We start from the raw sequence: 21212 nt of genomic DNA, 5'->3' as shown, positions 1-21212 counted from the left end.
GGAGGTTTTATATATGTCACGTATAGGAAACAGAATATTAGCAATACCAGCCGGAGTTGAAGTTAAGATTGAACCTAATAATGTTGTAACTATTAAAGGACCAAAAGGAGAATTAAAACAAACTTTCTCTCCTTTAATTGAAATTAAAGTAAACGAAGCAGAAATAGCAACTATTAGAAAAAATGAACAAAAACACACAAAACAATTACATGGAACAACTAATTCTTTAATTCAAGGAATGTTAACCGGTGTAAGTGAAGGTTTTGTAAAACAATTAGAAATAGTGGGTGTTGGTTACCGTGCCGCACTAGCTGGTAATAAAGTTAACCTTTCTTTAGGTTTTTCACACCCAGTTGAATACATTATTCCTGATGGTATAACAATCGAAGTCCCAAAACCAACAGAAATAAAAGTTGCAGGAATTGATAAACAACTAGTTGGAGAAGTTGCTGCAAATATTAGAGCATATAGAAGACCTGAACCTTATAAAGGTAAAGGGGTTAAATACAAAGATGAAAAAATCATTCGAAAAGAAGGTAAAGCAGCTGGTAAATAGGCTGTTCTTAAGGAGAATAAATCATGAAATACACTAAGGCAGAAGCAAGAAAAAGAAGACACTTCAGAATCAGAAAAAAAGTGTCTGGAACAAGTGAAAGACCAAGGTTGAATGTATTTAAATCTAACTCATACTTCTATGCACAAATTATCGATGACGTTAATGGAGTAACATTAGTATCGTCATCATCTATAAAAATGGGACTTAAAAATGGACGTAATATTGAAGCCGCAATCGCTGTGGGAAAAGATATTGCTCAAAAAGCAAAAAGCAAAAAAATCACTAATGTAGTATTTGATCGTGGAGGTTATTTATTCCACGGAAAAGTTAAAGCGTTTGCAGAATCAGCAAAAGAAAACGGAATGAAATTCTAATTAAAGGAGACTATGAAAAATGGCAGAAGATAAAAAAATAGCTTCAGCACCAACTTCAAATGCTGGTACTGAATCAAGAAAACCACAAACAAGATCAGCGAACCACAAACCAGAGTTTAAAAAGGATTCAAAAAACCCAGGTGATAGACCAAGAAGAGACAATAGGTTTGCAAGAAATAAAGAAGATAACCCATTTGAAGAAAGAGTTGTAACCATTAATCGTGTTACAAAAGTTACAAAAGGTGGACGTAGATTTAGATTTGCAGCAGTTGTTGTTATTGGTGATAAAAAAGGTAGAGTTGGACTTGGTACTGGTAAAGCAAACGAAGTTCCTGATGCAATTAAAAAGGCTATAAAAGAAGCTAGAAAATCATTGGTAAGAGTTCCCTTGGCGGGAACTACAGTTCCACATGATGTAATCGGTCACTTTGGTGCCGGTAGAGTTCTAATTAAGCCTGCTAAAAAAGGTACTGGTGTTATTGCTGGTGGACCAGCTCGTGCTGTTATTGAATTAGCTGGAATTTCAGACGTTTATACTAAATCATTGGGATCAAATACACCTATCAATATGATTAGAGCTACATTAGAAGGTTTAAAAGAAATGCAAACAGCTGAACAAATTGCAAGATTAAGAGGGATGTCTCAAGTTGAAAAGAAAGTTGAACTTAAATAAGTTTATTGGAGGTAAATTTTTATGAAACTACATGAATTAAAATATACACCAGGAAGCAAAAAGGAAGCTACCCGCGTTGGTCGTGGTATGGCTTCTGGAAAAGGTAAGACATCAACTAGAGGACATAAAGGTCAAAACTCACGTTCAGGTGGAGGCGTTAGACCAGGATTTGAAGGAGGACAAACTCCTTTATTCAGAAGATTACCAAAAATTGGATTTACAAGTTTGAATAGAAAAGAATTTACAATATTAAATTTAGATACTATTGAAAAACTGGGATTAACAGATGTTAATCATAGTACTTTAATTGAAAAAAAAGTTATAAAATCTGAAAAAACATTAGTAAAAGTGCTAGGAAATGGTAAAATTACTAAAGCTGTTAATATAAAAGTTAACAAAATATCAAAAAATGCTCAGGAAGCTATAAAAGCTGCCGGGGGAACTATTGAGGTGATTTAGGTGGCTGCAAAAATTAAAAAAATAAAAAAAGCCAAATCAACTAAAGAAAAAAACGAATTCGCAAAAAGTTCTAATTTCTTCATAAGAAATAAAGACCTTATAAAACGAATCGTTTTTACTTTGATAGTGCTTATTTTAATTAGAGCAGGTTCCCTTCTAACTGTACCGGGTATTAAAATAGAGGATTCATTTAAAAGTGGTATTAGTGATCAAGAGTTTTTCCAACTACTTTCTACCCTTGGAGGGGGTTCAATTGGACAATTCTCAATATTGGCACTTGGGGTTTCTCCATATATTACCGCTTCAATTATCGTTCAATTGTTATCAACAGATGTTATTCCCGTACTATCGAGATGAAGTAAATCTGGGGAACGTGGAAGAAGAAAGTTAGATAAATTAACAAAGGTACTAACAATACCATTTGCTTTGATGCAATCTGTTGCAACAATTTTTACATTAACTTCTCAGGGTTTAATCTCTGCTAAGTGAGGAACAAATGAACTTGGAACTGGACCTGCGTGATTTTATTATGTATTAATACCATTAGTAATGCTTGGTGGAACATTCTTGATGTTATGAATTGCCGATCAAATTACAATAAGAGGTATTGGAAATGGTGTTTCAATAATCATTTTCACTGGTATTGTCGCAAAAATGCCAGAAAACTTCATAAACACTTTCAAGTTTTGAATAGCTCCAAAAAATGACCCAACTATATTATTTGATGGAATACTTAAGTTTTTAATTTACTTAGTAGCATTCTTCTTGGTTATATTTGTAGTTGTTTTGATGAACGAAGCTGAGAGAAAAGTGCCGATTCAACAAACTGGTTCTGGTTTGGTTGACTCCAAGGACCACACCCCTTATCTCCCATTAAAACTTAATAATGCGGGAGTTATACCAGTAATATTTGCTTCGGCAATTATATCAACACCAGTAACCATTGCACAAATAATGGGTCAAAATAGTGCATTTTACAACTTTACACAAACTTACTTGTCTTTTGGAACATGATGAGGTATAGGAATTTATGGTACTTTAACGATATTGTTTACGTTCCTTTACGCACAAGTTCAGATAAATCCCGAGAAAATCGCAGAGAATTTCAAGAAATCAGGAACGTTTATTCCCGGAATCAAACCTGGAAAAGAAACTGAAAAATTCCTACAAGGAACAATTAATAGATTAAGTTTTTTAGGCGCATTTTTCTTGGCTGGTATCGCAGTCCTACCATACGTGATTAGTAAATTAACTGATTTACCCAGCTCATTAGCAGTTGGGGGAACAGGGTTGATAATTTTAATATCTGTTGCAATTCAAACAGTACAACAATTAAAAGGTCGACTAATACAACAATCATTTATTGATAAAAAACAAGAAAAGTTCTCAGATGTAAAGGAAAACACAAACTCTCATATTTGATAATGAAGGAGAAAGAAAAATGAATATTATTTTACTTGGTGCACCAGGTAGCGGAAAAGGTACTCAATCAGAACTTTTATGTGAAAAAAATGGATTCACCCAACTATCAACGGGTGATTTATTTAGAAAAAACATTAACAACAACACAAATCTCGGTATAGAAGCAAAAAAATATATGAATGAAGGTCAATTAGTGCCCGATTTAGTGACTAATGCTATGGTTAAAGACTACTTGAAATCAAAACACCAAAAATTGATATTTGATGGTTTCCCTAGAACTATTGATCAAGCACACGCCCTTGATGAAATGCTTGCAGAACTAGATTCGTCAATAGAAAAAGTAATTTATATTGAAGTGGATGAGTCAATATTGATGGATCGTTTAACTGGTAGAAGGGTTTGTGAAGTGTGCAAAAGGAGTTTTCATATAAAAAATAGAAAACCTAAAATAGAGGGCATCTGTGATTATGACTCAGGAAAGTTAATAACCAGACCCGATGATTCACAAGATAAAATAAAAGTTAGATTAGATGCTTATCAAAAAGAAACGGCTCCTTTAGTAGAATTTTACGCTGAGAAATTAATCTCTGTTAATTCTTCTAACCTTAGCCCCCAAGAAGTTTATAATCAAATAGCTTCTGAGTTGGGATTCTAATGGCAGTAACTATTAAAAACTCAACTCAAATAGAAAAAATGAGGGTTGCAGGAAAAGTTTTAGGAGAAGCATTGTATAACCTAAAAAAACTGATCAAGCCAGGCGTAAATTGCCTAGAACTAGATAAGTTTTTTATTGATTTTATAACTGAAAAAGGTTGTAAAAGTAATTTCAAAGATTATTATGGTTATCCAGCACATATTTGCATATCAATCAATGAACAACTAATCCACGGAATTCCAACCGATCGAGTTTTGCTGGACGGAGACATTGTTTCAATTGATGCTGGATGCATTTATGAGGGATACCATGCGGATTCTGCATTTACCACTATTTGTGGAACCAAAAGCACTAATTTATATGATAAACTAATAGATGTGACCGAAAAGTCACTATTCTTGGCAATTGAACAGGTAAGAGCCGGTGTGCGCATCGGAACCATCTCAGCAACTGTTCAAAATTTTATTGAAGGATATGGTTTTCAATTGCCAACAGATTATTCCGGTCACGGTATAGGTTTAGAGATGCACGAAGACCCATATGTTCCAAATGTGGGTGTTCAAAATACAGGAATGAGACTAATTCCTGGAATGGCAATATGTATTGAACCAATGGTTCAAATTGGTACTAACAAAACTGTGGTTGGAGATGACAAGTGAACAGTGTCATCTAGTGATGGTAGCATGACAGCTCACTTCGAACATACAATTTTGGTTACTGAGGGAGACCCAGAAATATTAACTTTATTTACACCAAAGGAGGAAAATTAATGGCAAAAGAAGATCATTTAGAAGTTGAAGGAGTTGTTGTTGAGGTATTACCCAACGCTGCTTTTAAGGTGAAATTAGAAAATGATATAGTAATAGACGCCCACGTGTCTGGTAAAATCCGCATGAATTACATCCGCATTTTACCAGGTGATAAAGTCACTATAGCAATTTCACCATATGACCCAACACGTGGAAGAATTACTTACCGTTTCAAAAATGGTAAGTAATAATTAGAACAAAAATCAGGAGGTTAAATAGATGAAAGTTAGATCATCTGTCAAAAAAATATGCGATAAATGTCGTGTAATTAGACGTAAAGGCCGTGTAATGATTATTTGTGAACAACCAAAACATAAACAACGTCAAGGTTAATCAATAATTTTAAAGATATTTTAATTTTATTTAGAAAGGAAAAGAATAATGGCTCGTATTAATGGGGTAGAGATACCTAACGAAAAAAGAGTAGTTATCGCTCTAACTTACATTTATGGTATTGGTTTATCAAGATCACAAAAAATCCTAGAGGCTGCAAAAGTAAGCGAAGATATTAGAGTTAAGGATTTAACAGAAGATAATATTAAAGCAATCTCGCAAGAAATTTCAAAATGAAAAACTGAGGGAGATTTAAGAAGAGAAACAGCATTAAATATCAAACGATTGATGGAAATTGGAAGTTATAGAGGAATGAGACACAGAAAGGGACTACCTGTACGTGGACAATCAACTAAACAAAATGCACGTACCAGAAAAGGCCCTCGTAAAACTGTGGCTAATAAGAAAAAATAGTAGGAGAGTTTAAACAATGGCAAATCACAAACAAAATAACAATCGTAAAAAAGTCAAAAAAAATATTGCTAAAGGTATAGCTCACATTCACTCTACTTTCAACAACACAATCGTAACTGTTTCTGATGAACAAGGTAATGTATTATCTTGATCAAGCGCTGGAGCCCTAGGTTTCAAAGGAAGCAAAAAATCAACACCATATGCAGCTCAAATGATAGCTGAAGCCGCTGGTAAAGGGGCAATGGATAACGGAGTCAGAACAATTTCAGTAGAAGTTAAAGGACCAGGTCCAGGAAGAGATGCCGCTGTAAGAAGTTTACAAGGTATCGGATTAGAAATTACATCAATTAAAGATACTACACCAATTCCTCATAACGGTGTGCGTCCCCGTAAACGCCCAAGAGGTTAATAATTAAATGAAACAATTCGCAAGACCAGAATTTACTTTATTAAAAGAAGAAAAAAATAAAAACTATGGGGAATTTAAAGTAGAACCTTTGGAAAGAGGTTTTGGTACCACGCTTGGTAACGCAATAAGAAGAACTCTTCTTAGTTCAACACCAGGTGCAGCTGTATATGCAATTAAACTTGCAGGTGCAGCTCATGAATTTACATCAATTGAAGGTATAGTTGAAAATGTTAGTCGTATAATTCTAAACATTAAAAAATTAGCACTTAAAATTGATGAAAAAATATTTGAAGATGATGAAGTTGTAGAATTAACAATAAACTCTCAGACAGTTGGAGATGTAAAAGCAGGAGATATTGAAGTTCCTACGGGAGTGGAAATAATCAATAAAGATTTACATATATGTACAATTGCTGACGGTGGAGCTTTAAATTTAACTTTATTTGCAAAAAACTCAAGAGGTTATCGTTCATTCAAAGACAACAAAAAAGAGAAAATAACAGCGGATTCAATTACAATTGATTCAAACTATTCTCCAATAGTTCAAGTGGCTTATCACGTCGATGCTACTAAAATTGGTAAATCTGTAGATTTAGAAAAGCTAACTTTACAAGTTGAAACTGATGGAACTATTAGTGCAAGCGATGCTGTTGCAACCGCTTCAAAAGTTTTAGTTGAACATTTACAATTCTTCGTAAATCTAAACGATGAAATCAATGAACTTAATGTCATTGGGGTATCTAATGAAGAAGACGAAAAAGAATTAGATCGTTTAATTGAAGATTTAGACTTTACACAAAGAAGTTTAAATTGTTTAAAAAGAGCAAACATCAATACATTACGAGATTTAGTATCACGTAGTGAAGATGATATTCAAGAAATTAGAAACTTGGGTAGAAAATCATTAAAAGAAATCAAAGATAAAGTGGTCCAATTAGGATTAACTTTTAAACAAGACTAGAGAGGTGTACTTGATATGTCATACATTCAAAAACAAGGAAAAAACACAGCTTGAAGAGTCGCTTTAATGAGAAACTTAACTACTGAACTAATTATTTCAGAAAAACTAGAAATTACTGAAACAAGAGCAAAAGAGTTAAGAAAGCACTTTGACCATATGATTACACTTGCAAAACGTGGGGATTTACATGCTAGAAGACAAGCAGCTGCATGATTGAGACACACAAATGCATCAGAAAAGGAAACAGCATTACAAAAGTTATTTACAAGTCTTTCTAAAAGATTTAAAACAAGAAATGGTGGCTACACAAGAATTTTGAAACTTGATAGTCGTCGTGGTGATAATGCACCTATGTGTATCATAGAGCTAGTTTAAACAAATGTCCAGACGGACATTTTTTTTGTTTATGATTACATTAGGAGGATTTACTATGAAAAAAATTTTATTTATTGGGGTAGGTAGAATGGCAGAAGCTATTTTAAAAGCCTTATCTTTAAATAACCAAAATCAAGATGAAATTTATATTTTGAATAGAACTTGAAAAAGGAGTGAAGAACTTAAAAACAAATATAAATGTAAAGCACTAAAATCAATAGAAGAAATAAATGCACATAAGTTTGACATCATTATCATTGGGGTTAGACCAGCTGATGTTGAAGAACTCTTTATGAATATGAAATGTGTGAACCTCGAGGGAATGTTATTAATCAGTATGGTAAATGCATTGAAAATTGAACATCTAAAAAAATTAGTAGGTTATGATATCAATATAATCAGAATAATTCCAAATATGAATGCAATGAATTTAAAATCAACAACCAGTTTTGCCATACATGGCGAGAATACGGATCTATTAAATTACGGTATATCATTAATAAAAAAATTTGGTAGTATTTATGAGATAAAAGAAGAAATCTTTCCTGCGTTTGTAGCTCTAACGGGTACTTCACCAGCATTTATATTCGAATTTCTTAAGGGTTTTGAAGAGTTTTCACTTATGAACGGATTTACAAAACAGGAGAGTCAAGTGTTCTTAAAAGAGTGCATTATGAATTCCATAGAAAATGCATTTACATCGGAGAAGTCACTTGATGAACTAATTGACGAAGTATGTGTTGCGGGTGGTCCAACAATTGCTGGCCACAATATATTAAAAGATAAACACTTCAAAAGTATACTTATCGAGTGTCTAGAGACAGCTAAAAATAAATGCTAATATAGAAAAAAATTCCAAAAATAACCAAATAGAAAGTAATATTTCGAGTATACTTTAAATAGAAAGATAAAGGCTCGGAATAAAATGATATATAGTAAAGTTTCGGATGCTCTAATTACAACTCTTGGGTCATGAGGAATATGGTCAGCTATATTTGCGACAATTTTTGTTATTGGTATGGGTTATTTATTAGCATTCAAAGGAATATTTAAAGCTGAGTGAGAGAAAGTCTTAATAAAAATAGTAATGCTTGTTGGACTACCTGCACTAGCTTTAAGCGGTTTTTTAGTACAAAATGCTGATTCAGACATTACTCTTGATAACCTTAAAGGTGAGCTTGTAGTAATAATTATTGGTTTTGCATTTTATGCTATTATGTCTGTATCTTCAAAAATATTTTTCTTAAAGTACGAGAAGGACATCAAAGACACACTAGCAATGTGTATTGCGTTTGCTTCTACAACGTTTTTTGGGATACCAGTTGTAACAGCCCTTTTTGAAGGAACTGAGGCTAATGCTAGCAAACTAACAACGAATGTATTTAACGTTCCTTATAGAGTTTTTTTATACTCGTTTGCTTTCATAGTTATGAGTAAAAAACCTCTAATAGTTACAAAAAAAAGAAAAGATATGAATGAAGTCGAAGTAATTGAAAATAAAAAAATTAGGAAGCAGACCCTAAAAAATATTTTCTGCAACCCTATATTGATATGTACATTTATTGGTTTATTTATTTGATCAACACAATTAATACCAGGGATTCGTTGTCTAGATTTAGGAAGAACGATGACTTCGACGATGTCTAACGGCTCTAAAGTCAAAGAAAAAGTCCTAGATTCCCCCTTACGTTTTGATCTTTTGTTTCCACCATCGTTTAAAATTATTTCTACATTACAAACTATTTGCACTCCATTAGCTTGACTTGCTATTGGTATGACAATGAATAAGGGTAATTTAAAAGAAGCTATAAAAGACAAAACAGTATGATACGCATCGGTTATAAAAGTTTTAGTGGCACCTTTGATAATATTATTGTTTGTTATGGTATTTGCTTTTATTGGTTATCAGACCGGTTGATTCAAACTGACAAACATTCAACTTGTTTCATTGGTAATACTAACAGCTTCCCCACCAGCTAATGTGGTAGTAGCGTACTCGATTTCTTATCAAAAGGGAGCAAATCTATCTAGTAACCTTACTACTTTATCTACTTTATTATCTGTCATAACTTTACCAATATGGGTAGTAGTCGTTACAGCTATTAGTGTTCTACCCATATTTGGAGTTGTGACTTAAAGGAGAAATTTATATGCGAATTATATGTTTTGGTGTGCGAGATGTTGAAGAAAAAATCTTCAACGATGTAAATAAGAAATACAATTATGAATTAACATTTACAAAAGAATTATTTAACCATAGTAACATTAATTTAATAGATGGCCACAATGTTGTTCTTTTAAGAGCTAACTGTATTGCTGATGAAAAAAACCTGACTTACATGAAAAACAAGGGAGTAGAATATTGCTTTACTAGAACCGTTGGAGTTAATCATATAGACATTGATGCAGCAAAGAAATTAGAAATAAAAACAGCATATGTACCATATTATTCACCAAATGCCGTTAGTGAGTTAGCTCTCTCTATGGGTTTGTACATGATAAGAAATTTAAATTTAATGGCGGATAAAATGAATAAAAAAGACTTTCTAATTGATAATAATTATTTCTCTAAAGAAGTAAGAAATTCTACCATTGGAGTAATAGGAACAGGTAGAATTGGTTTTGAAACTGCTAAAGCTTGAAAAAGTTTAGGTGCCCAAGTACTTGGTTATGATATATTTCCACGCTCAGATGCCAAAGAAATTATTGAGTATACATCATTAAATGAGCTTTTGATGAAATCTGACTTGATTACACTTCATTGCCCGCTTATCAAAGGCCAAAATGAAGAGTTTATAAATAAAGAGTCAATAGCAATGATGAAAAAGGGTGTAATACTTATAAATGCTGCAAGAGGGGAACTTATCAACTACAATGACTTACTTAGCGCTTTAGAAGTTCAACATATAAAGTCTGTGTGCTTAGATACTTTAACTAACGAGAGCGAGGTTTTCTTTAAAACACATGTCAAAGACCTCAATAATGCAACTTACGAAAAGTTACTTTCATTAAAACCAAGAGTTTTGATCACTCCTCATATTGGAAGTTTTACTGATGAAGCCGTTAAAAATATGGTGGAGATAAGCTTTGAAAACTTAAAGGAGTTTATTCAAACTAATTCATGTAAAAATATAATCAAATAAAGATGGGTTCATCTTTTTTTAATTATATACATTCTTAGCTCCTAACATAATGAATACCTCTCTTAAAATAAGTAGTTTGTGAGATATTAATACCTACCTTTTTTAGCAGATATTATAAACCAATAAGTGTAAAATTAGTATAAAATAGAGTTGGTTAAAAGCTTAATTTTTAATTATATTACAAAATATACTTGATTTTAACTCTAAATTATATAAAATATAATTTATTTTGTTAACATATTTGATATAATCAAAAATGTATGAAAGGACTAAATTTATGGAAAATAGTAATGTTGAAGTAATGAAAGTTTTGACAACTAAAGATTTAAACGATTTTAAATTAAAACTAAACGAATACAATGATAAATTAGTTCGTTCAAGTCAAAGAGTAATTGTGGCAAAGGCAAAATATGCAAAAAGAGATGTTGATAAAGATTTTGTAAAAAAATATGAACTCGAATATAAAAATATGAAAACTGAGTTTAAAAACTTTGCTAACACTAAAATATTTTTGGATAATTTTAAAATGGAAGCACAAAAACTTAATAAGCATAAAAAAGGCAGCGAAGAATATTGAAAAAGCTATGAACATTATAAGACAGCTCAATACATTTACAAAGAAGCCAAAAATGCAATAAAAGACCGAGGTCATAGTGGAGAGTTAACTAAATTAAGTGACATCGCACTTAAATTAACTAATGTTTCTTTTAAATATCGTGAAGACTACCCATTGGCTGTTAAGGAAGTTAGTTTAGAAGTAAAACACGGGGATTATGTAACTATAATTGGACATAACGGGAGTGGTAAATCAACCCTTTCAAAAATAATTATTGGTGTTTTGCAACCAACAGCTGGGAGCATAGATATTTATGGAAATAGAGTTACTGGAAGTAACATAAATATAGCAAGAAAATTTTTAGGAATTGTTTTTCAGAACCCTGATAACCAGTTTATAGGATCAACAGTTAGAGATGATATTGCTTTTGGTTTGGAAAATAGAAGAATGGCACCATCAAAAATGGGTGACATCATCGAGGCGTCCGCTAAAAAAGTAAATATGCATGAATTCTTAGACCACGAGCCACTAATGTTGTCGGGAGGACAAAAACAAAGAGTTGCTATCGCATCTGCCCTAGCTCTTTCACCAGATATATTAATTTTTGATGAAGCTACAAGTATGTTAGATCCAAAAGGAAAAACAGAAGTAAAAAATATAATGGTTGAATTAAAAAACACAAGAGAGAAAACTATCTTTTCGATTACACACGATATGGATGAAATTCTTAATGCGGATAAAGTAATGGTTATGAATAAAGGGGAACTAGTAAAATTTGGTTCTCCAAAGGAAATTCTGGCCGACAAAGATTTTCTCCGTTCAATACACCTAGATATTCCTTTTGTTGCTCAGGTTGAAGAAGCTCTTGAGGAGCTAGGAATAAAGCTAGAGCATAGTAATAACTTAGAGGAGTTAGTGAATAAAATATGTCAAAATTAAGAGATGCTACACCCGAAGAAAAAGCAAAACTAATAGTTGAAAAAAAAGCTTCAAAAACAAAATACAAAAATCATGTTCGTGAATTAGCTATCAATCAAAAAAAACAAACTAAAATAAGAAAACAAAAACACAAAGAAATAATAGCTAATATTAAGAGTGACTTATCTAAACAAAAAGAATATCAAAAAGAGTTGAAAGATTACAAGAAGGCAGATTTACAAAACGCTCCAGAAAGAGTAAATGAAGTAAGAAGTTGATATAATAACCTCGAAACAAAAACTAAGAGCGATAAAAAGTCTTACAAGAAAAAACTTGCGAAAGCTAAAAATACGTATTTTGATTTCTCAGGTGAAATCAAGTTAGAAAACGTTTCATTTACTTACGGTATCAATACACCTTTTGAGTTTCGAGCACTTAACGGAACTAATTTAACAATACAAAAGGGTAAAATAACAGCCGTAATTGGAATGACAGGTTCAGGTAAATCAACCCTAATTCAGTTGACTAATGGTTTAATAACAACAGAAACCGGACGTACAATCGTTGGCAATTACCCAATTTTAGCTTCAACTAAAAAAATTAAAGAAGTTAAAGACTTGAGAAGGGAAGTCGGTTTAGTATTTCAATTTCCTGAGTACCAACTATTTCAAGATACAATTGAAAAAGACATCGCCTTTGGACCTATAAACCTTGGAGCAGACAAAGAAGAAAGTTTAAAAAAAGTACCAGATCTACTTAAGATGGTTGATTTGCCAACTGATTACGCAAAAAGAAGTCCATTCGACTTATCTGGTGGTCAAAAAAGAAGAGTGGCTATTGCAGGGATAATTGCTATGGACGGAAACACATTGGTATTAGATGAGCCTACTGGTGGTTTAGACCCGCAAGGTGAAGAAGACTTCATGCGTTTATTTTACAACTTGAATAAAGAAAAGAAAAAAAGAATTGTTATAGTTACCCATAACATGGACCATGTATTGCAGATCGCTGATGAAGTAATTGTGATGCATAAAGGTAGGGTTATTGCAAAGGATTCCCCATTTAAAATCTTTTCAAACAAGGAATTGCTTGAAAAGATTGAAATAGAACCACCTAAATTATATAAAGTGGCTCATGGTCTTAAAGAAAAGGGAATTGACATTACCGCAAAGGAATTTAGAACAATTAAGGAATTAGCACTTGCAATAAAAGAATCTAGAACAAAATTAGGGGGAAAATAGTATGAGAATGGTTTTTGGTAGATACATGCCACATAACTCTATAATTCATAAAATGGATCCAAGAATTAAACTTTTCATGATTCTTTGTCTTATTGTTATTATTTTTCTTAAAATTGGTTTTACGGGTTTTGCAATAGCCGGTACTCTAATTATGGGATTGTTTTTCGTAAGTAAACTAAATTTTAAAATGCTGTGAAAATTATTTACCCCGATATTGTTTATCTTTATTGTGTTGATTTTAATTAATTTTTTTATGTTAGCACCCTTAGCTTCTGAAAACATTGATTGAAAAATGCTCTCTCAAAGCGCAAGATGAGGTGAGTCTAATGAGTCCGGATATATTTTTAATTGAAAAAAAATTTATATATCTGAAAAAGCATTTTATAGAGCTTCATATATGACATTAAGAATATTCTTGATGATAACTTTAACCACTATTTTGACTGGAACCACACAACCATTAGAGTTGACATTAGCAATTGAAGACTTATTGTGACCACTAAAGTTAATTGGTATACCAGTTTATATATTTTCTACAATCATTTCGATTGCTTTAAGAATGATTCCAACGCTAATCGATGAGGCTGGAAGGATAATGAAAGCACAATCCTCTAGGGGGATAGATTTTAAAAATGGTAAATTAGCGGATAAAGTCAAGTCAATGACGTCTTTAATAATACCATTATTAGTTTCAGCGTTTCAAAAGGCTGAAGACCTAGCATACGCAATGGACTCAAGAGGATATGATCCACACGCAAAAAGAACCAGATATCGCCAAGTGAAATTTAGAATTTGAGATTGATTTATTTTCATATCTGTTATGTCTATAATAGTATTTTTATTCATCTATAGTCATGGTTACTTTGATGTTCTAAATGTGATTAAAATGCCAAGACTAGATAAAATACTTGATATTTAATGAAGAATTACTATGTTTTCACCTTAGAATATGATGGAACAGATTTTTGTGGATGAGCAAAACAATCAAACCAAAAAACAATACAAGGAGCTTTAGAAAAAGCTATCTTCAAAGTTACAAAAGGTACGAGTTTTAGACTAGTCGGGGCTTCTAAAACAGATTCTGGAGTACACGCAAAGGACCAAAAAGTTTGAATAGAACTAGATTTTAAACCTATTTTTCCTGGTTTTATAAGAGCTATAAATAGTTCATTACCACTCGGAATAATGATTAAGAACTTCGAATCTGTGGACGCTTCTTTTAAGGTAAGAAACTGTAAAGAAAAAATATATAAATACATTATCAAAACTAATAAAAGATCGGTTTTTGAAGACCGCTTTTATTATGTTCCAAAGAGACCCTTAAACTTCGATAAACTAAACGAAGCATTAAAGTTATTTATTGGAGAGCACGATTTTATCAATTTTTCAGGTCTAACAAAGTTAGAGGCCGATGTAATAAATACTAAACGTGAAATAAAAGATATAACACTAAAATTTTCAAAGGACATTTATACAATTGAGTTTGTAGCGAAAGGTTTCATAAGATATCAAATTAGGATGATCCTTGGAGCAGCATTTGCATATGCATTAAACAAGATTGAGAAATCAGATATTATCAAAGTCCTTAATAAGGAAGCTAATAAACTCCCATACATTGCAGACCCAAGGGGACTAATTTTGTATAAAATTACATATTAATTGATTTGTTTGTGTAAAATATAAATGTAGTCGTTTTGAATTATATAACGTCTAATAAATCAGTAGGTAGTATGTATTGCTGCAGTTTTTTTGAATAATTCCATAGTGTAATAAGGGAAAACTGCATAATATATGATAGCTACAACGACTACAAAAAAACGCAAAAGCGTTTTTTTATTGTTTTTACTTAGTTTTTAATACCTAATTATACAAAAATTTAAAAAATAATATATAATATATTTGCTTACTCACTAGCCCCGGAAGCGAAGGAGAAAAAAGCACATGAAACAAACTACACTAATTAAAACGGCAGACATTGCCAAAAAGTGATATGTAGTTGACGCAACTGATGCAATTTTAGGTAGATTATCTACTGAGGTTGCAACAATATTAAGAGGAAAACACAAACCAACTTTTACACCACACATCAATAATGGAGATCATGTAATTGTTATAAATGCTGAAAAAGTAGTCTTAACTGGAAAAAAAGAAAATGACAAGAATTATTATCATCACTCAATGCACCCAGGTGGATTGAAATCAAGAAATGTTAAAACTCAACGTCAATTGTTTCCAGAAAGAATTGTGGAAAGAGCTGTTCGTCTAATGTTACCAAAAAATGTTCAAGGTTCAAACCAGTATCGTGCATTGCATGTTTATGCAGGCCCAGAACATCCACATCAGGCACAAAATCCAGAAGTTTTAGTGTTAAGTTCAAAAAAAGGAGATAATAAATAATGGCAATAAAGAAAAATGAAGCAATGTACAGAGGTACAGGTAGAAGAAAATCTTCTGTTGCCCAAGTTATTTTAACTCCTGGAAATGGTGAAATAATCGTTAATGGCTTAAAAGCTCTAGACTTTTTCCCATACGCAACATTAGTACAAGAAATGGAATTACCACTTGTGGCAACTGGAACAAAAGAAGACTTTTCAATTAGAGTTATGGTTAAAGGTGGAGGTTTCACAGGTCAAGCTGGAGCGGCACGTTTAGGTATAGCAAGAGCACTTTTAGAGGCAAGTAAGGATTACAAAGCAGAATTAAGAAGCAAAGGCTTGTTAACTCGTGACGCTCGTGTTAAAGAACGTAAAAAATATGGTTTATATGGAGCTCGTAGAGCGCCTCAATTCTCAAAACGTTAATATACAATATCATATGCGCATATGAACACCTTACAAAGGTGTTTTTTTTAACTTCAATTATCCTATAGTTTTTTTTTACTTTGGAAAAAGTTCTATTTTTTTAAAATAAAGCGGTAGTATTTATCAGGAAGTGTCATAATTATTATGGAAGGATAAGTAAGGGATCTTACTTAATGAAGGATAATGCAAATGGAAAAGTTATCTAAAATATTCAAGGAAGCACAAAAAGCTTACGAAGAGTTTTCATCTTTCTCTCAGGAGAAAGTCGACAAAATATTCAAGGCAGCTGCTATTGCGGCTAATGAAAACAGAATTGCTTTAGCAAAAATGGCAAAGCAAGAAACTGGTATGGGTATTATTGAAGACAAAATATTAAAAAATCATTATGCAAGTGAGTTCATCTATAATAAATTTAAAGATTTACAAACTGTAGGTACGTTTTACTCTGATAAGAGTCTTGGTATCGAGAAAGTATATGAACCAATAGGAGTGATAGGTGCTGTTATACCTACTACAAACCCAACATCTACTGCCATTTTTAAGTGTTTGTTAGCAATCAAAACTAGAAATTGTATCATTATTTCACCACATCCAGGTGCTAAAAGAAGTACGATTGAAGCCAGCCGAATAGTCTTAGAGGCAGCAATAAAAGCCGGTGCACCAAAAGGCTTTATTGGTTGAGTAGATGAACCTTCATTAGAAAAAACTGAGTATGTTATGAAAAATTCAAATATTATTTTAGCAACCGGTGGTCCGGGTATGGTGAAATCAGCATACTGTTCTGGGGTACCTGCAATTGGTGTTGGTTCAGGAAATGCACCAGCCATTATAGATGATACTGCCAATATCGATATGGCTACATCATCAATTATTCAATCTAATACTTTTGATAACGGGGTTGTTTGTGCTACTGAGAATTCCTTGATAGTTATAGATACTATATACGAAAAAGTTATTAAGTCATTCGAAAGTAAAAATACTTATATAGTAAGAACTGAAGAAGAAAAACAAAAGTTTCGAAAAGCAATGTTCAAAGAAGGTAAATTTGGTCTACTTAACTCTGAATTAGTGGGGCAAAACGCACAAAAAGTAGCTGAACTTGTTGGTATTAAAATTCCAAAAAATATTAGATTTATTCTGGTTGAAGCGGAAGACACTTCTTACAAAGAAGCGTTGGCTCATGAGAAATTATCAACCTATGCTTCAATCTATAAAGCAAATAATATAGAAAGTGCCGTTGAAAAAGCTAGGGACATATTAAAGATGGGTCCTGGTCATACAGCTTCGTTATGAACAGACTTAAACAAGCAAAAAAAATCACTCGAGCTTTTTAAAACTTTGAACCCTGGTAGATTGCTTATAAATCAACCATCTGCATTCGGAGGAATTGGAGATATGTATAACTTTGGTTTAGAGCCAAGTTTAACACTTGGTTGTGGTACTCACGGGGGCAATTCGTTCTCTGAAAATGTAGGTCCTTTAAACTTATTAAATATCAAAACTGTTGTAGAAAGAAGGGATAATATGCAATGGTTAAGAATACCTGAGAGAATCTATCATAAGTTTGGTTCACTAAGTGTTGCACTTGAAGATCTTAAAGAATGAGGGACTCAGAAAGTTTATATAGTAACAGACAAAATCATTAATCAATTATATGGTAAGAAAATAACTTCTGTATTAGACACAATGAAAATAAAATATGCTATTTTTGATAGGGTTGAACCAAATCCAATGCTTTCTACAACTGAGGCAGGTGCAAAAGAAATGGCATTATTTGCACCAGATGTTATCATTGGCTTTGGTGGTGGTTCATCAATGGATGCCGCTAAACTAATGTGATTGATGTATGAAAATGATGGCGATAAACTAAACTTTGCTGAATTATCATTAACATTTGCAGACATAAGAAAAAGAATTGTTAAGTATCCAAACACAGGAAAAAAAGCTAAGATGATTTGTATACCCACAACATCTGGAACTGGTTCAGAAGTCACACCATTTTCTGTAATCACTGATGATAAAAATCATAAAAAATATCCTTTGGCTGATTATTCATTAACACCGCAAATGGCAATCATTGACCCTGAATTAACATTGTCAGTACCAAAAAACGCAACGAATGCACCTGCATTAGATGCTTTGACTCATTGTATGGAAGCCTATGTATCAATTATGGCTACGGATTACACTGATGGTTACGCCGTACAAGGTGCTCAAAATATATTAAACTATCTTTCTAGAGCTTATCATAACGGAACAAATGATAGAGAAGCGCGTGAGAAGGTTATGAACGGTGCAACTTTTGCTGGAATATCATTTGCAAATGCTTTCTTAGGAATTGTTCACTCTTTATCACATAAAGTTGGAGGTTACCACGGTGTTGTCCACGGCGCAGCCAATGCAATCTTACTACCCTATGTAATAAGATATAATGCTGGTTGTATTATAGATGGCGGAAAACAAACTTATTTCTCTCAGTTCGAAACACAAAACTCTCTTGAGAAGTATGCTAAAATGGCAAGACATTTAAATATTAATGGTAAAACTAATGAGGAACTAGTTGACGGATTAATAATGGCCATACAATCATTAACAAAAGAAGTAGAGTTGCATTCATCTTTTAAAATGTATGGAGTAGACGAAAACAAATTCTTAGAATCATTGGATAGTATGGCAGAGGATGCATTTGACGACCAATGTACTGGTGCTAATCCAAGATACCCCTTGATAGAAGATATCAAAAATATTTATTTAGATGCATATTATGGAAAACCCATTAAAAAGTTAGGGAAAGATAAATAGAATAAAGCTTTTGTAAAAATACGCCCAGATAGGCGTATTTTTTAAGTACTTAATCTACTGAAATACTGTAAAGTTTTATAATAAAAAAAACATCTTCAAGCACTCCGAGAAGTGTTTTTTTGATGTTTATCTATATTTATGATTCAATAATTTTAATTTAGGTTCTATTGCTGCATATAAGACGTAAACTATTGTAAATCTTAAAACCTCAATAAAGAAAAATACTATAAATGTAATAAAGTATTTTTGTTTAAATGAATCCCAATTAACTTCATTTTCGTGATCGTGACCTTCGTGATCGTGACCTTCGTGATCGTGACCTTCAGCACCTGTTATTTCACTCAAATAAAGTGATAAAACAACTATAAATGCGAATATTGCCGAACTAATTAGCACAAACGGTATAATTGGCATTCATCTTTTAAACAAGTCTTTCTTTTTAACAGGGTCTTTATGGTAGTATGAATTCCTTGATATTACATAATAAAATGTTCACATTAGCCATATAAGTAAGACATATCCAAATGAATCTAAGACTATTGAGTAAATACTGTGTTCCGAATGAACAGCGAAATGTACATAAGGGACAACAAATGCTACTAAGCTTGATATTACTGGTCCTAAACTACCAATAGATAATATTATGATTGTCACATCTAAGTAACGCACACTTATCATACCCGCAGGAGTAGGGATACTTAAAAACTTTTCTCCTATATACCCGTCTAAGATAGTACAAATAAATGCCAAGGCCATAAAAAAACCTGCTAGTACAAGTTTGTATATCATATTTCGTTTACCAGTTATTAATAAAGTGTTTATGAAAGCAAAATCCTTATCTTCAATATCATCGTGTTGACCTTTAGAGTCAAAGTGATGTTTTCCATGATAATGATCTTTTAATTTCTCTTCATTGCTATGTTCTGGAACATTGTGTTCTTTTTTCATTATTAATTCCTCCTGATAAAATTATATACTAAATTATAAAATTTATAATCTTTAATTATAAATTTTATAATTTTACTTTTTGTTGAGACTCAAGAAGATTGATATAAGACCCTTAAAAATGAGTGATTCGTCATATATGAATTTATCCGTTTCAATATTTTTCTTATATGTTAGGGCGTATCCACCCGTAAATATAACACCATCAATATTCATGAAATTGGCAAGTTCTTTTAGAAGCCCTTTTATCATTAAATAATGGCCGTTATAGGTTCCGACACTTATAGCGTCAAATGTGTTTTTTCCAAAATTTAAGTTAGATAATGTATAATCTTGTTTCTCTAATAATGCACAATTTTGAATTAATCCTTTCATCCCTGATTCCAGACCTGGTGAAATTGTTGTACCAACAAATTTCTTATCATTAATAATCGATAAAGTTGTTGCGGTACCCATTGATACGATAATAAAATTTTTATAGTTGTAACTATTAAGGGCTCCAAAATAATTAGCAATAAAGTCAGCACCAATTCTTCTAACGTCGTCTACTAAAAAAGTCTCGTTTGTAACTAACTTTTCTTCTCTAACATTATATAATTTAACTTTTTTCTTATGTGCTAGTGCTCTAACAACATCATTTCATTGAGGTACCACTGAAACGTATATTACAGCATCAAAAGAAAGTTTTAAGCTTTCTATTTTTTTGATAATAATATTTGAAGAACGGTATTCATTACTTTTAGATAATGCTTTGAATACCTCGCTAGTAATGTTGGTTTCTGAGTCTCATAATCTAATATCAACAGTTGTATTTCCAATATCAATCATCAAAAGTCTCATAATTTCCTCCGAAACAATATAATTTTACCTAAATTTTATAATAAAAAAGTTTTTTCCTATATTTGTCTTAAAATAAAGTAAATATAGGAGAGTGAGTTAATGAAAGCAATTTACCCAGGTAGTTTTGACCCTTTTCATGAAGGACATTTAGAGGTGTTAAAAAAAGCCTGCAAGCTTTTTGAAGTTGTCTATATTGTAATAACTAAAAACATTTTTAAAAATACAAACCCTAACCTTTCGAGTAGAAGATCTCAAATAGAAGAAAGTGTAAAAGGTTTGGGGAATTGTATAGTTTTAGAAAACAAGGATGTTTTGACGGGTGAATTTGCCCGGAACTTAGGTGTAAACTACTTAATTAGAGGAATAAGAGATAAAAGTGACCTTGACTATGAAATAGAATTAGCAGATGCGAATAAAAAAATATTTCATGATTTAGAAACAATCTTGTTTATAGCTGATACAAACAAAAGAGAAATTTCTTCGACACGTTTGAAAGAAATTAACGATTATAAATATAAGTAAGGAG

The 21212-nt window shown here is 32.1% G+C and carries 26 protein-coding genes; 24 read left to right on the top strand and 2 right to left on the bottom strand.

Annotated elements, in window-relative coordinates; translation table 4 throughout:
- Window positions 1-13 precede the first annotated feature (13 nt).
- From rplF to adhE, 23 genes are all read left to right on the top strand, one after another.
- Window positions 14-556 (top strand): 50S ribosomal protein L6, encoded by a 543-nt coding sequence (gene rplF, locus ACI2WZ_RS04680; protein ID WP_500222352.1) that lies wholly within the window; start codon window positions 14-16, stop codon window positions 554-556.
- 23 nt (window positions 557-579) lie between these two features.
- Entirely contained in the window at window positions 580-930 is a 351-nt protein-coding gene (gene rplR / locus ACI2WZ_RS04675; RefSeq protein WP_023790157.1) for a 50S ribosomal protein L18, read from the top strand.
- 19 nt (window positions 931-949) lie between these two features.
- Window positions 950-1603, top strand: a complete 654-nt coding sequence (gene rpsE / locus ACI2WZ_RS04670; RefSeq protein WP_023790155.1) for a 30S ribosomal protein S5 — start codon at window positions 950-952, stop codon at window positions 1601-1603.
- Between the two features lie 21 nt (window positions 1604-1624).
- Window positions 1625-2062, top strand: a complete 438-nt coding sequence (gene rplO / locus ACI2WZ_RS04665) for a 50S ribosomal protein L15 (RefSeq protein WP_023790153.1) — start codon at window positions 1625-1627, stop codon at window positions 2060-2062.
- A complete protein-coding gene (secY, locus tag ACI2WZ_RS04660; RefSeq protein ID WP_023790151.1) occupies window positions 2063-3487 on the top strand; it encodes a preprotein translocase subunit SecY in 1425 nt (474 codons plus the stop codon).
- 16 nt (window positions 3488-3503) lie between these two features.
- Window positions 3504-4139 carry an adenylate kinase gene (locus ACI2WZ_RS04655; protein ID WP_023790149.1) on the top strand — a complete coding sequence of 212 codons (636 nt, stop codon included), beginning with the start codon at window positions 3504-3506 and terminating at the stop codon, window positions 4137-4139.
- Complete coding sequence (gene map, locus ACI2WZ_RS04650) at window positions 4139-4909, top strand: type I methionyl aminopeptidase (protein ID WP_023790147.1); 771 nt, start codon at window positions 4139-4141, stop codon at window positions 4907-4909. Before ACI2WZ_RS04655 ends, map begins: the two co-directional genes overlap by 1 nt.
- Window positions 4909-5136, top strand: a complete 228-nt coding sequence (infA, locus tag ACI2WZ_RS04645) for a translation initiation factor IF-1 (protein WP_023790145.1) — start codon at window positions 4909-4911, stop codon at window positions 5134-5136. Before map ends, infA begins: the two co-directional genes overlap by 1 nt.
- Window positions 5137-5167: 31 nt before the next feature.
- Window positions 5168-5281 (top strand): 50S ribosomal protein L36, encoded by a 114-nt coding sequence (rpmJ, locus tag ACI2WZ_RS04640; RefSeq protein WP_020834730.1) that lies wholly within the window; start codon window positions 5168-5170, stop codon window positions 5279-5281.
- Window positions 5282-5329: 48 nt separating this feature from the next.
- On the top strand, window positions 5330-5695 hold the full coding sequence (gene rpsM, locus ACI2WZ_RS04635; RefSeq protein ID WP_023790143.1) for a 30S ribosomal protein S13: 366 nt from the start codon (window positions 5330-5332) through the stop codon (window positions 5693-5695).
- 16 nt (window positions 5696-5711) lie between these two features.
- Window positions 5712-6104 carry a 30S ribosomal protein S11 gene (gene rpsK, locus ACI2WZ_RS04630; RefSeq protein WP_023790141.1) on the top strand — a complete coding sequence of 131 codons (393 nt, stop codon included), beginning with the start codon at window positions 5712-5714 and terminating at the stop codon, window positions 6102-6104.
- Window positions 6105-6111: 7 nt separating this feature from the next.
- The gene (locus ACI2WZ_RS04625; protein ID WP_023790139.1) at window positions 6112-7065 is read left to right on the top strand and encodes a DNA-directed RNA polymerase subunit alpha; all 954 of its coding nucleotides are present in this window, start codon (window positions 6112-6114) and stop codon (window positions 7063-7065) included.
- A 15-nt stretch (window positions 7066-7080) separates the two neighbouring features.
- Window positions 7081-7440 carry a 50S ribosomal protein L17 gene (gene rplQ, locus ACI2WZ_RS04620; protein ID WP_023790137.1) on the top strand — a complete coding sequence of 120 codons (360 nt, stop codon included), beginning with the start codon at window positions 7081-7083 and terminating at the stop codon, window positions 7438-7440.
- Between the two features lie 55 nt (window positions 7441-7495).
- Window positions 7496-8281 (top strand): pyrroline-5-carboxylate reductase family protein, encoded by a 786-nt coding sequence (locus ACI2WZ_RS04615; RefSeq protein ID WP_023790135.1) that lies wholly within the window; start codon window positions 7496-7498, stop codon window positions 8279-8281.
- Between the two features lie 84 nt (window positions 8282-8365).
- Window positions 8366-9577 carry an AEC family transporter gene (locus tag ACI2WZ_RS04610; protein ID WP_500244800.1) on the top strand — a complete coding sequence of 404 codons (1212 nt, stop codon included), beginning with the start codon at window positions 8366-8368 and terminating at the stop codon, window positions 9575-9577.
- Window positions 9578-9590: 13 nt separating this feature from the next.
- Window positions 9591-10583, top strand: coding sequence for an NAD(P)-dependent oxidoreductase (locus ACI2WZ_RS04605; RefSeq protein ID WP_500244799.1), 993 nt, complete (start codon window positions 9591-9593; stop codon window positions 10581-10583).
- 277 nt (window positions 10584-10860) lie between these two features.
- Window positions 10861-12078 (top strand): energy-coupling factor transporter ATPase, encoded by a 1218-nt coding sequence (locus tag ACI2WZ_RS04600; protein WP_023790129.1) that lies wholly within the window; start codon window positions 10861-10863, stop codon window positions 12076-12078.
- 353 nt (window positions 12079-12431) lie between these two features.
- Entirely contained in the window at window positions 12432-13298 is an 867-nt protein-coding gene (locus tag ACI2WZ_RS04595) for an energy-coupling factor transporter ATPase (protein WP_041612764.1), read from the top strand.
- A 52-nt stretch (window positions 13299-13350) separates the two neighbouring features.
- Window positions 13351-14217 (top strand): energy-coupling factor transporter transmembrane component T family protein, encoded by an 867-nt coding sequence (locus tag ACI2WZ_RS04590; RefSeq protein WP_407636229.1) that lies wholly within the window; start codon window positions 13351-13353, stop codon window positions 14215-14217.
- Entirely contained in the window at window positions 14217-14957 is a 741-nt protein-coding gene (truA, locus tag ACI2WZ_RS04585; RefSeq protein WP_500244798.1) for a tRNA pseudouridine(38-40) synthase TruA, read from the top strand. The genes ACI2WZ_RS04590 and truA overlap by 1 nt, the downstream gene beginning before the upstream one ends.
- 282 nt (window positions 14958-15239) lie before the next feature.
- Complete coding sequence (gene rplM, locus ACI2WZ_RS04580; RefSeq protein WP_023790121.1) at window positions 15240-15695, top strand: 50S ribosomal protein L13; 456 nt, start codon at window positions 15240-15242, stop codon at window positions 15693-15695.
- Entirely contained in the window at window positions 15695-16099 is a 405-nt protein-coding gene (gene rpsI, locus ACI2WZ_RS04575) for a 30S ribosomal protein S9 (protein ID WP_023790119.1), read from the top strand. The genes rplM and rpsI overlap by 1 nt, the downstream gene beginning before the upstream one ends.
- 183 nt (window positions 16100-16282) lie before the next feature.
- Window positions 16283-18901, top strand: a complete 2619-nt coding sequence (adhE, locus tag ACI2WZ_RS04570) for a bifunctional acetaldehyde-CoA/alcohol dehydrogenase (RefSeq protein WP_500244797.1) — start codon at window positions 16283-16285, stop codon at window positions 18899-18901.
- A gap of 126 nt (window positions 18902-19027) precedes the next feature.
- Here adhE and ACI2WZ_RS04565 read toward each other — a convergent pair whose 3' ends face one another.
- Window positions 19028-19849, bottom strand: coding sequence for a hypothetical protein (locus ACI2WZ_RS04565; RefSeq protein WP_500244796.1), 822 nt, complete (start codon window positions 19847-19849; stop codon window positions 19028-19030).
- Between the two features lie 72 nt (window positions 19850-19921).
- Complete coding sequence (locus ACI2WZ_RS04560) at window positions 19922-20686, bottom strand: type III pantothenate kinase (RefSeq protein WP_500244795.1); 765 nt, start codon at window positions 20684-20686, stop codon at window positions 19922-19924.
- Window positions 20687-20785: 99 nt separating this feature from the next.
- Here ACI2WZ_RS04560 and coaD point away from each other — a divergent pair, with 99 nt between their 5' ends.
- Window positions 20786-21208 carry a pantetheine-phosphate adenylyltransferase gene (gene coaD / locus ACI2WZ_RS04555; protein ID WP_023790110.1) on the top strand — a complete coding sequence of 141 codons (423 nt, stop codon included), beginning with the start codon at window positions 20786-20788 and terminating at the stop codon, window positions 21206-21208.
- Window positions 21209-21212: the final 4 nt, after the last annotated feature.

Origin of the sequence: Spiroplasma endosymbiont of Megachile willughbiella (genome assembly GCF_964273395.1) — a bacterium.
Taxonomy (GTDB): domain Bacteria; phylum Bacillota_I; class Bacilli_A; order Mycoplasmatales; family Mycoplasmataceae; genus Spiroplasma_A; species Spiroplasma_A apis.
The sequence above is the reverse complement of the archived record's forward strand: the minus strand, read 5'-3'. Positions and strand labels throughout refer to the sequence as shown.